Below are 12,603 nucleotides of genomic sequence, written 5' to 3' on the forward strand. Positions count from 1 at the left end.
TTAACATGTTTCATGATTTTATTTTAACGAAAGCAGGACATTCCGACAATTCGCCTTTTACATCATTTTTCAAAAGAAATAAAGGAGTGGATGACAGCGCTTTCATTTATAGTAAAAAGAGAAAGGCTCTATCAAGCAAGCCTTTCTCTCTTTTTATTAAGATAATACTTTCATGACATTTTTGACAGATTCAACTGATTTATTCAGCTGTGCTCTTTCATAGTCTGTCAGTTCAAGTTCAATGATTTGCTCAAGACCGTTGCCGCCTACAATTGTAGGAACACCAAGGTAGATGCCTTCATAGCCGTATTCACCTTCAAGATAAGCAATTGTAGGAAGGACGCGGCGCTGATCTTTCAAGATCGCTTCGACCATTTCTGTCAGAGAAGCAGCAGGCGCATAATACGCGCTTCCGTTTCCAAGAAGATTCACGATTTCGCCTCCACCTTTTCTTGTGCGCTCCACAATTGCGTCAATCCGTTCTTTCGGAATAAGGGTTTCAAGCGGGATACCGCCAGCATAAGAATAACGCACAAGCGGCACCATATCGTCACCGTGTCCGCCAAGAACGAAACCAGTCACGTCTTTTACTGACAAGTTTAATTCCTCTGCCACAAATGTTCTGAATCTTGCCGTATCAAGCACACCGGACTGGCCGATTACGCGCTCTTTAGGGAAGCCTGATTCTTTATACACCGCGTAAGTCATTGCATCAACAGGATTTGTCAGCACCACAATGATAGAGTCAGGAGAATATTTCACGATTTCTCGTGTAACGCTTCTCATAATTTTTTCGTTTGTAGAGACCAGATCATCTCTGCTCATACCAGGTTTTCTTGCGATACCGGCTGTAATGACAACAATGTCAGAACCCGCTGTATCCTCATAGTTGGATGTTCCCGTAATTTTCGCGTCAAAGCCTTGAACAGGGCTTGCTTCAAGCATATCAAGCGCTTTTCCCTTTGTCGGGTTCTCCAATTGCGGAATATCAACAAGAACAACGTCTGCCAGCTCTTTTTGAGCGATTAAAAATGCGGTTGTCGCTCCGGTAAAACCTGCTCCGATAACAGAAACTTTTTTACGAGTATTTCCCATGTCTCTCTTCTCCTTTATGGCTAGTTTTAGGCTGTTTCCTTGCTTAGTCCATGTTTTTAATCAGTTCTTCTCCGAACTCTGAACATTTCACTTCAGTTGCGCCATCCATTAATCTGGAAAAATCGTAAGTTACGACTTTAGAAGCGATTGTTTTTTCCATAGATTTGATAACCAAATCAGCCGCTTCGTTCCATCCTAGATGCTCAAGAAGCAGAACGCCTGAAAGAATAACTGAAGATGGGTTTACTTTATCAAGGCCTGCATATTTAGGAGCCGTTCCGTGCGTCGCCTCGAAAATCGCATGTCCTGTTTCATAGTTGATGTTCGCTCCAGGAGCAATACCGATTCCGCCTACTTGCGCTGCAAGAGCATCAGAAATGTAATCTCCGTTCAGGTTCATTGTCGCAACGACATCAAACTCGTTCGGACGCGTTAAGATCTGCTGAAGGAAAATGTCAGCAATGCTGTCTTTGATAATGATTTTGCCTGCTGCTTCCGCTTCGCTTTGCGCTTTGTTTGCAGCGTCTTTTCCTTGTTCTTCAGCAATGCGGTCATATTGAGCCCACGTGAAGACTTTTTCGCCGTATTCTCTTTCAGCAAGTTCATAGCCCCAGTTTTTGAAGGCACCTTCTGTGAACTTCATGATGTTTCCTTTGTGAACAAGCGTTACAGATTTGCGGCCATGCTCAATCGCATAATCAATTGCAGCTCTGACCAAACGGCTTGTTCCTTCTTCAGAAACAGGCTTAATGCCGATACCTGATGTTTCAGGGAAACGGATTTTGTTGACGTTTAACTCATTTTGCAGGAAGCTGATGAGCTTTTGCACTTCTTCAGAGCCTTTTGCGTACTCGATGCCTGCATAAATATCTTCTGTATTCTCACGGAAGATGACCATATCAGTATCTTCAGGGCGTTTTACCGGTGACGGCACTCCAGTAAAGTATCTTACAGGTCTTAAGCAGACGAATAGGTCAAGCTCTTGTCTGAGCGCTACGTTCAAAGAACGGATACCGCCGCCGACAGGTGTCGTTAACGGCCCTTTAATCGCGATGAAATATTCGCGGATCACATCTAATGTTTCAGCAGGAAGCCACTCACCTGTTTTATTATAAGCCTTTTCTCCGGCATAAACTTCTTTCCATGTAATTTTCTTTTCGCCTTTGTAAGCTTTTTCTACTGCTGCTTCCAAAACCTTCGAAGCCGCGTTCCAAATATCAGGACCGGTTCCGTCTCCTTCGATAAACGGGATAATCGGGTTGTTTGGTACGTTTAATACTCCGTTAGAGACTGTAATTTTTTCACCTTGTGCCACAATAAAAACCTCCCAGTATGTAATTCATATTTAGAAAACATTTTATTTTTCTTATATAGAAAACAAAATGATTTTTCTCAACATTCAATTTAAAGTGTAAACCACTTTTGATGTTCTGAACAAGAGGCTAACCTCATTAACGCAAGCCAGCCTCCAATGGTTCTTTAGGCTCTTTCTTCAATCGGAACAAATGCTTGTTTATCAGGGCCCGTGTAATCTGCGCGCGGGCGGATCAGACGGTTGTTGTCATACTGCTCAAGAATATGAGCGAGCCAGCCGGACATTCTGCTTACAGCAAAAATCGGTGTAAACAAATCATGGTCAATGCCGAGGCTGTGGTAAACAGAAGCCGAATAGAAATCAACGTTAGGCGGAAGCTTTTTCTCTGATGTGACGATCTCTTCTATGCGAATCGACATCTCATACCATTTGCTTTCGCCTGTCAGGTTGGTCAGGCGCTTGCTCATTTCTTTCAGATGCTTCGCGCGCGGGTCGCCATGCTTATAAACGCGGTGGCCGAATCCCATAATTTTTTCTTTCTTTTCCAGCTTAGCGCGGATGTACGGCTCAGCGTTTTCCACTTCGCCGATTTCTGTCAGCATTTTCATAACGCCTTCATTCGCCCCGCCGTGAAGAGGCCCTTTCAGCGCGCCGATTGCGGCAGTAATGCCTGAATAGATATCAGAAAGTGTCGCGACGCAGACCCTCGCTGTGAACGTTGACGCGTTCAGCTCATGGTCAGCATGTAAAATCAATGCTTTGTTGAAGGCTTCAACCTCAATTGGCGAAGGCTCTTCACCGTTTAATGTGTAGAGAAAATTCTCGGCAATGCCGTAGTCTTCTCTTGGTTCAACAGGCTCAAGGCCTTTGCGGATTCTGGAAAACGCCGCAACCAGACCAGGCACCTTTGCCTGAAGGCGGATCGCCTTTTTGTAATTGGCTTCCGGGTTCATGGTTTCAGCCTCGCTGTCAAGCAGGCCTAGTAATGAAATTGCTGTCCGAAGAGCAGCCATGGGATGAACATTTTCGAGGGAATAAGATTTGAAGTGCTCAATAATTTCTTGCGGAACGGCAGCTTCCTTTGCAAGCTGCTGCTTTAACTCTTCAAGCTCTTTTTTGTTTGGCAGCCTTAAATGCCAAAGCAAGTAGATGATTTCTTCAAAACTTGCATTCTCTGTTAAATCATCGATATCATACCCCACATATGTAAGGGTATCATCAATAATAGAACTAACAGATGATGTTGTTGCTACAACCCCTTCAAGACCGCGTGTCGCTGTCATATATAACATCTCCTTTTCAATAAATTTCCCCTTTAAGAGTGTTGTAAAAACATGAGGCTTACTTAAAAAGCACGATGCAAGTATTTCTCTCCCCCTAAAAGAAAATGCTTACATTTTACTGCCTGCTGGTAATGAAACCCTTTGCTTATGAAAGAACATAACAAATTCTTATAAGCTTATTTAAGTTTAAGCCTATTCTCATTATAAACAATAATCAGACATTTGTTAAATGTTTACCTATAATTTTTTTTTTCATTCTGTGATTTCCCCGAAAAAACGCCTTTATTTGCGGGTTTTTGCATATAAAAAAAAGCGGCTTAAAGCCGCTTTTTTTTCATGAAGTGAACAATTTTACGATCTGCATAGCAATATAAGCAATTCCCGCTCCGATCAGCGGACCCACCGCTACTCCGCCAAAAAGTGCGACTGCAAGAATGGTTCCGATCACAAGAGCAGTTGTAATATGCGGGTCATTTTCCAGCAGGGTCAGGCCGTTTTTGGCAATCAGCGCCACTGCGATTCCCGCTCCCAAGGCGATCCATGCGTAGGAAGACCGCATTGCTTCTCCAAGCTGCTTAAATCCGATTTCTCCTGTTGCAATCGGAACAAGAACAGCGATTGTAATAATGGTCACACCCCAGTTGATGCCTTTCGACTGGATGGTTGGAAATAATTTCTGGTCAAGTCCAACGATTTTGATGATCAAAAGGACGGATACAGCAAAGAGCAATGATTGATTTTTTGCGATAAGTGCGATAGCCAAGAGTAATATTAAAAATAAATTCGCTTGTGTAAACACATGCCATCCCTCCTTTAAGATGAATGTATTCATATTCAGCCGGAGCATGAATACATATAAAAAATAGGACATGCTGACGAGAGGAGGACCGTTTTCGTGAATCAATCTTATATCACTATTTTTTTCAGAACCCTCTTTGTCATGTCAATTACCGCAGGATCGATAGCTGCGGCCTATTATTCGTTTCCGTTAACTTATCCGTTCCTGATCGCCCTTATTCTTTCATCAGCGATTCATCCTGTTGTTGACTATTTGGACAGGGTGACAGGATTCCCCCGAACGATAAACGTTCTGGGCGTGCTTGCTTTTTTTCTGCTCGCAGCCTTCGGCGTGCTCACCATTCTGGTAGCCGAAATCATAACGGGAACAGCGTATCTTGCAAAAACGCTGCCTCCGCATATCAGCACGTTTATCTCATATTGTGAAAAATTGTTTACAACACATATCCAGCCGCTCTATCACGAACTGACCCTTTTGTTTCAAGAATTGGAGACCAACCAGCAGGCTTCCATCGTTACCCACATTCAGACACTTGGTGATTCGGCTGCTAAAAATGCCGGGCTGTTGCTGTCCCACATTCTAGAAATGATCCCAAGGTTTTTCGCGCTTCTTCCGAATACAGCGGCGGTTCTGATTTTTTCTCTTCTGGCAACATTTTTTATGACAAAGGATTGGCACAAGCTGAAAGCCATGCTCGTTTCGGTTCTGCCGGATCGGGTTACAGCTAACAGCAAAGCGATCAGCAGCGAATTAAAAAAAGCAATGACCGGTTTTATCAAAGCGCAGGCCGTTCTCGTTTTCATTACGATGGTGATTGTATTTATCGGCCTTTCTCTCTTAAAAGTTGAACATGCCGCAACAATTGCTTTTTTAATCGGGCTTGTTGATCTTCTCCCTTATTTGGGTGCTGGCTCGGTATTTGTGCCGTGGATTTTGTATTTATCGATTACAGGCCAGCTGCCCCAGGCCATCGGAATCGGGGTGCTGTACCTCGTCGTTCTTATTCAAAGACAGCTGACAGAACCCAAAATACTTAGTAAATCAATCGGTATCGATCCGCTGGCAACGCTCATCGCCCTGTTTGCCGGTTTTAAATTATTCGGGTTTTTAGGACTAATTGCAGGACCAGCTGTTCTCGTCATCATTCAGGCGTTTATTACAACAGGCGCATTAAAGGAAATATGGTCGTATATCACCGTTCAGCAAAAATAAAAAGCAGCCCATGTTGCATGGCTGCCGTTTTTTATTTGATGATGATCCGCTTGTTCTTCGACATTCCTCTCAGCCATTTGAACAGAATCGGCTTACACCAGCTGCGGGTGAACGGGATAAGCAGACAGGCACCGGCCAAATCTGATAAAAAGCCCGGAAGCATCAGCAAAAGACCGCCAATGAAAATGCACAGGCCGTCAGCAATCGCTTCGCCAGGCATTTTGCCATATTGAAGATCACGCTGAACCTTGTAATACACTTCGGTTCCTTGTTTTTTTGCAGCTGCTGCGCCGATAATGCCCGTCAGAATCATTAAAAGGACCGTCGGCAATATGCCGATCAGCTTGCCTGAAAATAGGAATATGCCGATTTCTATTGCCGGAAACACAATAAAAAGCAAAAATAAAAATCTCATATCCAAGCCCCCCACACGTGTAACACGCCTCTGTTCAACATAAGGCAAGATAAAGAGAAAAGGAAGGGAAGCCCCTTCCGTTTTCACCTCTGATTAAAGAACGCTCGCACGTCCTTGATAGACTGCGCCTCTGGAAGCGTCAACTGTAATATCCTGGCCATCTGCCAAAATAGACGTCGCATTTTCCAGACCAACGATAACCGGAATGCCAAGGCTTAATCCGACTACCGCAGCATGGCTTGTCAAGCCGCCTTCTTCTGTAATAAGGGCAGACGCTTTTTCAAGTGATGCAATCATATCACGGTCAGTGCTTTTTGTAACAAGAACCGCACCGTCAGTCATTTTTTGCTCAGCTTCTTTTGCATTTTGTGCAATGACAACCGGACCGTAAGCTGATTTGCGTCCAATGCCTTGGCCTTTAGCGATGATATCGCCGACAGTGTACACTTTCATTAAGTTCGTAGTGCCAGACTCACCGACAGATCCTGCTGTAATGACGATCAGATCGCCGTGTTTTACAATTCCGCTGTTCAATGATTTTTGGACAGCATCCTCAAGCATCTCATCTGTTGAGTTCGCATTTTGACCGCTTTCTGCAAATACGCCTGATACGAGCGCTAGCTTTCTGGAAATAGAGTCATTTACAGTAACAGCAACAATCGGCGCCTGCGGACGGTATTTTGCGATCATACGTGCTGTATGGCCGCTTTCAGTCGGCGTTACGATTGCAGCAGCATTCAGGTTAATCGCCGTATGCGCGACAGATTGTCCAATTGCATCTGTAATCGTCATGCCTACTTGATCTCTGCGTTTAGAAAGAATTTCTTTATAATTTAAAGCTTCTTCAGAACGGGAAGCGATGTTGTGCATTGTTTGAACCGCCTCAACCGGATAGCTTCCGGCAGCTGTTTCACCAGAAAGCATGATTGCATCTGTGCCGTCGAAGATCGCATTTGCAACGTCACTTGCTTCCGCACGAGTCGGACGCGGGTTGCGCTGCATGCTGTCAAGCATTTGTGTCGCTGTAATAACAGGTTTGCCCAGCGCGTTGCATTTTTTGATCAGTTCTTTTTGGACGAGCGGCACTTCTTCAGCTGGAATTTCCACACCTAAGTCTCCGCGTGCAACCATTAAACCGTCAGACACTTCGAGAATAGAATCGATGTTGTCAACGCCCTCTTGGTTTTCGATTTTAGGGATGATTTGAATATCCTGAGCGTTGTGTTCTTCAAGAAGCTCACGGATTTCAAGCACGTCCGTAGAACGGCGTACGAAAGACGCTGCGATAAAGTCTACTCCTTGCTCAATACCGAAAACGATGTCTCGCGCATCTTTTTCAGTGATACCAGGAAGGTTAACGCTGACGCCCGGTACGTTAACACCCTTTTTATTTTTGAGTGTTCCGTTGTTTAGTACTTTTGTTTTGATTTCGCGATTAGCAGCATCAACATCAAGCACCTCAAGGCCGATAAGGCCGTCATCTAACAGAATCGTTGACCCTTGTTCAACGTCATCGACTAAACCTTCATATGACACTGAAATTTTATCTGTTGTTCCTACAACCTCGTCCATTGAAATGATAAGCTCTTTGCCTGTTTCAAGCTCAATGCCGCCGTTTTCCATTGTATGTGTGCGGATTTCAGGACCTTTTGTATCAAGCAGGATACCAACGTTTTTGCCAAGCTTTTTGCTTGCTTCGCGGATATTTTTTATTCTTGCACCGTGCTCCTCAAAATCTCCGTGAGAAAAATTCAAACGAGCCACGTTCATTCCTGACTCCATTAATTTCGTAAGCATTTCAATACTTTCACTTGCCGGACCGATGGTACAAACAATTTTAGTTTTTCTCATTTGGTTCACTTCCTTCTGAAATCTTCAGCCTTCAGCTGCACATTAAATAGACAGTTCTTTTGAAAGCTGATACATGTTTTGCTCAACTGTGTGTTTTGTTTCCAGTATTTCTATAATATCATGGTCTACAAGCTTATTGTTTTGTATACCTACACAGCGTCCGCCTTTTCCTTCAAGCAGCAGTTCAACTGCATATGCGCCAAGACGGCTTGCCAGCACGCGGTCAGCAGCGCTCGGAGAACCTCCGCGCTGGATATGGCCCAATACAGATACCCTAGTTTCAAGATTTGTTTCTTCTTCAATGCGTTTCCCGAATTCAACACCGCTGCCTACACCTTCGGCAACAATAATAATACTGTGCTTCTTGCCGCGTTCGTGGCCGCGTTTTAAGCGGGCAATGATTTCGTGCATGTCATAGTCTGCCTCAGGGATCAAGATTGATTCCGCGCCCCCTGCAAGACCGGCCCACAATGCGATATCGCCGGCATGGCGGCCCATTACTTCGATCACATATGTACGTTCATGAGAAGTCGCTGTGTCGCGGATCTTATCAATTGCGTCAATTACTGTATTTAAAGCTGTATCGAAGCCGATTGTAAAATCAGTGCCCGGAATGTCGTTATCAATTGTACCCGGTACACCTACACATGGAAACCCGTGTTCCGTTAATTTTTTGGCACCCATATAGGAACCGTCTCCGCCGATGACAACAAGGCCCTCAATACCGAGCTTCTTCAAGTTTTCTATCCCTTTTTCACGGCCTTCAACCGTTTTGAATTCAGGACATCTTGCCGTATAAAGCTTTGTTCCTCCACGATGTATAATATCGCCTACAGATCCGAGTTCAAGCTTTTCAATCTTTCCGCTGATCAATCCTGCGTATCCGTTGTAAATGCCGTAAACTTCAACGTCATGATAAATCGCTTTTCTGACTACTGCGCGAACTGCTGCGTTCATTCCCGGGGAATCCCCGCCGCTCGTTAATACCCCTATACGTTTCATTCTCCATTCACCTCAGCAACATATATGATTAAACATAACATGATCATTGCCCTAAAAACAATGAAAAGGGATCTCCATCCTCCCTATGAAACCTTACCTATTATACAATTAAATAAATTGTTTTTAAATAAAATTTAAGGAATGTCACAAAAAATAAACGTGAGCCAAAGGCTTCACGTTTATTTAGTTTACCCCGATATATTGATCTTCAATCGAGACTTTGCCAATTGCTTTATATTTTTCGTAGCGTTGCTGAACTAATTCTTCTTCGCTCAGCTTCAGCAAAGTTTTTAACGATTGTTTAAGGGTTTCGTCCATATAGCTTGCCTGCAGCTTTACATCGTGGTGCGCTCCGCCTTTTACTTCTTTTATCATATGATCTATAATACCTAATTCTTTTAAATCCGGCGCAGTGATTTTCATTGTTTCTGCTGCTTTCTTAGCAAGACTGGAGTCCTTCCATAAAAGTGCCGCGGCACCTTCCGGAGAAATAACAGAATAAGTAGAGTTTTCCAGCATATGCAAGTGGTTTCCTACACCCAGACCCAGGGCTCCGCCGCTTCCGCCTTCACCGATGACGATGCAGATAACAGGCACTCGGAGACCGGCCATCTCAAACAGGTTTTTGGCAATGGCTTCGCTTTGTCCTCTTTCTTCCGCTGCTCGTCCAGGATATGCTCCCTTCGTATCAATAAAACAGATAATCGGTCTGTTGAATTTGTCAGCCTGTTTCATGAGACGAAGCGCTTTTCGGTAGCCTTCAGGATGCGGCATCCCAAAATTACGGACAAGGTTTTCCTTTGTGTCTTTGCCGCGCTGATGCCCGATTACCGTTACAGGAAGGCCATGGAACTTCGCAATGCCGCCGACAATGGCTTCATCGTCTCCGTACGCTCTGTCTCCGTGACATTCAAAAAAGTCGGTAAACAGGTGTTCAATATAATCAAGCGTTGTCGGACGGTCCGGCAGACGCGCGATTTGAACACGGTCCCAAGGCTTCAGATTTTTGTAAATATCATCCTGAAGCTTAGCGAGACGGTCTTCGAGCCGTTCGATTTCTGCACTCAGATCCATATCGGAATCTTGGGTGAATTTTTTCAGTTCGGCGATTTTGGTTTGCAGTTCAATCACCGGTTTTTCAAATTCTAATCTTGCAGCCACTCAAAGTCACCTCCCGATTGATGCATATCCAGCAGATTTTCTAACGTTTGTTTCATGTCTTCGCGGTGAATAACCGCATCAAGCTGTCCATGTTTTAATAAAAATTCTGCCGTTTGGAAGTCCTCAGGCAATTTTTCCCCTATCGTTTGTTCAATAATCCGTCTTCCGGCAAAACCGATCAGCGCGCCAGGCTCAGCGAAATTGTAATCGCCAAGGGATGCAAAGCTGGCTGATACGCCCCCGGTAGTCGGATGCGTCATAACTGAGATAATGAGGCCCTGTTCTTCACTGAACAGTTTTAAAGCAGAGCTTGTCTTAGCCATCTGCATCAAACTTAATATGCCTTCCTGCATTCTCGCGCCGCCTGAAGCCGTAAAAATAATAAACGGAACTTTATCAGCTTTTGCTTTTTCAATCGCAAGCGTGATTTTTTCACCGACGACTGAACCCATGCTGCCCATTCTGAATGAAGAATCCATGACTGCGACAACAACCGGGTGTCCGCCGATTGTGCCCTTGCCTGTCACAACAGCCTCGTTTAAGGATGTTTTCTCGCGATCTTTTTCAAGCTTTTCAAGATATCCCGGGAAACCGAGCGGGTTTTCCGATAACATTCCTTGATTGAATTCCTCAAAGGATTGTTCATCCATTAAGCTTGCGATACGCTGTTTTGCATTCATCGGGAAATGATAATCGCAGTTCATGCATACCCGCATATTTTTATCCAACTCTTTAGTGAGCATGATTTTTTTACATTTGGGACATTTTGTCATAATGCCTTCCGGAACATCGTGCTTCGCTTGATCAGACGGTACGGAAGCATACTTTTTCTTTTTAGTGAATATATCCTTTAACAAATGATTACCTCCCTTTTGTGAAGGGTTCTCTTCACCGCATGTCATCAAACAGATAGACTTGCTAATAACTTTACCGAAACTATTGTACTTTTTTTGTCAAACGCTGTCATCCTCAATTCGACAACTTTTTATACAATGACGCGTTCGGAAAGGCTCGGATGAATTCAGATAAAACGTTGAAATAACAGGATTGGCAGCGTATTCAAAAATGACATTAAACTCGGCTGAAATTTTTTTAAGACCAGCCATTAAAAAAATTTCAGCCGCCAGTTTAACTTGAGAACAGCGCGCCGGTCTCCGCCAACGCGCTGCCATTTTTGGAATGAACTAAAATTATTCACCAATAATCGTAAGTTTTCTCGTTTTTTCAGCAACTTCCTCAGGGTCAACAGTGATTCTTGCGACACCTGTTTCCATCGCCGCTTTTGCCACAGCCTTCGCAACAGCAGGCGCAACACGTTTATCAAACGGTGCAGGGATAACGTAGTCTGCGCTAAGCTCTTCTTCTGAAACCAGTGAAGCAATAGCTTCAACCGCAGCGATTTTCATTTCTTCGTTAATGTGAGTGGCGCGAACGTCAAGCGCTCCGCGGAAAATGCCAGGGAATGCAAGAACATTGTTTACTTGGTTCGGGAAGTCAGAACGGCCCGTTCCGATAACACTTGCGCCAGCTTCACGCGCATCTTCCGGCATAATTTCCGGATTCGGATTTGCCATTGCAAAGATAATCGGATCCTTTGCCATGCTTTGAACCATTTCTTTTGTTAACGCACCTGCTACTGATACGCCGATAAATACGTCAGCATCAACGATGACATCTTTCAGAGAACCGTCTTTGCGGTCTTGGTTTGTGAATTTCGCCACTTCATTTTTGACATCGTTCATGCCGTTCGGGCGCCCTTCATAAATCGCTCCTTTTGAATCACACATCACGATGTCGCGTACGCCGTAATGGTGAAGAAGCTTGATAATTGCAATACCTGCCGCACCGGCTCCATTTGCCACAACTTTAATGGAAGACATGGATTTTCCAGACAGTTTCAGCGCGTTTACAAGACCTGCTACAGTTACAATAGCAGTACCGTGCTGATCATCATGGAAAACTGGGATGTTTGTTTCTTTTTTGAGGCGCTCTTCAATGATAAAGCAGTTTGGCGCTGCAATATCTTCAAGGTTTACGCCGCCAAATGTCGGTTCAAGCAATTTAACAGTTTCAACAATTTTATCTACATCGTTTGTGCTTAAAGCAATAGGGAATGCGTCTACGCCTGCAAAGCTTTTGAAAAGGACAGCTTTTCCTTCCATAACAGGAAGCGCAGCTTCAGGGCCGATATTTCCAAGGCCGAGCACAGCTGTACCGTCAGTTACAACTGCTACCATGTTCCCCTTCATTGTATAATCATATACTTTGTTAATGTCTTCATGAATATCCTTGCACGGTTCTGCAACACCCGGGGAATACGCAAGGCTTAAATCTTTCGCGTTTCTGACTTCTACTTTCGATTTAGACTCGAGTTTCCCCTGATTGACTTTATGCAGGTGTAATGCTTCTTCTCTTAATGACATTCTCCTAAACACTCCTTATGGATATTTTTGATTCGTATACTGCTGCT

At 44.2% G+C, this 12,603-nt stretch carries 11 protein-coding genes; 1 reads left to right on the top strand and 10 read right to left on the bottom strand.

The features are described 5' to 3' along the window. Positions 1-156 precede the first annotated feature (156 nt). The 4 genes from mdh to BSI_RS13720 form a co-directional block, all read right to left on the bottom strand. Complete coding sequence (gene mdh / locus BSI_RS13735) at positions 157-1,095, bottom strand: malate dehydrogenase (protein ID WP_003237775.1); 939 nt, start codon at positions 1,093-1,095, stop codon at positions 157-159. Between the two features lie 43 nt (positions 1,096-1,138). After that, complete coding sequence (gene icd / locus BSI_RS13730; RefSeq protein ID WP_003237777.1) at positions 1,139-2,410, bottom strand: NADP-dependent isocitrate dehydrogenase; 1,272 nt, start codon at positions 2,408-2,410, stop codon at positions 1,139-1,141. Positions 2,411-2,574: 164 nt separating this feature from the next. Then, complete coding sequence (gene citZ, locus BSI_RS13725) at positions 2,575-3,693, bottom strand: citrate synthase (RefSeq protein ID WP_003237779.1); 1,119 nt, start codon at positions 3,691-3,693, stop codon at positions 2,575-2,577. Positions 3,694-4,027: 334 nt separating this feature from the next. Next, positions 4,028-4,492: a DUF441 domain-containing protein gene (locus BSI_RS13720; RefSeq protein WP_003237781.1), complete on the bottom strand. Its 465-nt coding sequence runs from the start codon at positions 4,490-4,492 to the stop codon at positions 4,028-4,030. 96 nt (positions 4,493-4,588) lie between these two features. Between BSI_RS13720 and ytvI the strand changes: the two genes are divergently transcribed. Beyond that, complete coding sequence (gene ytvI / locus BSI_RS13715; protein ID WP_003237782.1) at positions 4,589-5,704, top strand: sporulation integral membrane protein YtvI; 1,116 nt, start codon at positions 4,589-4,591, stop codon at positions 5,702-5,704. A 31-nt stretch (positions 5,705-5,735) separates the two neighbouring features. On the opposite strand, the gene BSI_RS13710 is transcribed toward ytvI, so the two are convergent. From BSI_RS13710 to ystJ, 6 genes are all read right to left on the bottom strand, one after another. After that, positions 5,736-6,119 carry an FxsA family protein gene (locus tag BSI_RS13710; RefSeq protein ID WP_003237784.1) on the bottom strand — a complete coding sequence of 128 codons (384 nt, stop codon included), beginning with the start codon at positions 6,117-6,119 and terminating at the stop codon, positions 5,736-5,738. A 93-nt stretch (positions 6,120-6,212) separates the two neighbouring features. After that, complete coding sequence (gene pyk / locus BSI_RS13705) at positions 6,213-7,970, bottom strand: pyruvate kinase (protein WP_032731927.1); 1,758 nt, start codon at positions 7,968-7,970, stop codon at positions 6,213-6,215. 42 nt (positions 7,971-8,012) lie between these two features. Then, a complete protein-coding gene (pfkA, locus tag BSI_RS13700) occupies positions 8,013-8,972 on the bottom strand; it encodes a 6-phosphofructokinase (RefSeq protein ID WP_003237788.1) in 960 nt (319 codons plus the stop codon). A 183-nt stretch (positions 8,973-9,155) separates the two neighbouring features. Then, the gene (gene accA, locus BSI_RS13695; protein ID WP_003237792.1) at positions 9,156-10,133 is read right to left on the bottom strand and encodes an acetyl-CoA carboxylase carboxyl transferase subunit alpha; all 978 of its coding nucleotides are present in this window, start codon (positions 10,131-10,133) and stop codon (positions 9,156-9,158) included. Then, complete coding sequence (gene accD / locus BSI_RS13690; protein WP_003237794.1) at positions 10,118-10,990, bottom strand: acetyl-CoA carboxylase, carboxyltransferase subunit beta; 873 nt, start codon at positions 10,988-10,990, stop codon at positions 10,118-10,120. The genes accA and accD overlap by 16 nt, the downstream gene beginning before the upstream one ends. A gap of 333 nt (positions 10,991-11,323) precedes the next feature. After that, entirely contained in the window at positions 11,324-12,556 is a 1,233-nt protein-coding gene (gene ystJ / locus BSI_RS13685) for an NADP-dependent malic enzyme (protein ID WP_003237796.1), read from the bottom strand. Positions 12,557-12,603 lie beyond the last annotated feature (47 nt).

The sequence above is a fragment of the Bacillus inaquosorum KCTC 13429 genome, assembly GCF_000332645.1.
GTDB classification, from domain to species: domain Bacteria; phylum Bacillota; class Bacilli; order Bacillales; family Bacillaceae; genus Bacillus; species Bacillus inaquosorum.

What these genes read in the sequence shown, in the direction of transcription:
- mdh (WP_003237775.1), bottom strand. Translation starts at nt 1,095, where the DNA reads ATGGGAAATACTCGTAAAAAAGTTTCTGTTATCGGAGCAGGTTTTACC.
- citZ (WP_003237779.1), bottom strand. Translation starts at nt 3,693, where the DNA reads ATGACAGCGACACGCGGTCTTGAAGGGGTTGTAGCAACAACATCATCT.
- BSI_RS13710 (WP_003237784.1), bottom strand. Translation starts at nt 6,119, where the DNA reads ATGAGATTTTTATTTTTGCTTTTTATTGTGTTTCCGGCAATAGAAATC.
- pyk (WP_032731927.1), bottom strand. Translation starts at nt 7,970, where the DNA reads ATGAGAAAAACTAAAATTGTTTGTACCATCGGTCCGGCAAGTGAAAGT.
- pfkA (WP_003237788.1), bottom strand. Translation starts at nt 8,972, where the DNA reads ATGAAACGTATAGGGGTATTAACGAGCGGCGGGGATTCCCCGGGAATG.
- ystJ (WP_003237796.1), bottom strand. Translation starts at nt 12,556, where the DNA reads ATGTCATTAAGAGAAGAAGCATTACACCTGCATAAAGTCAATCAGGGG.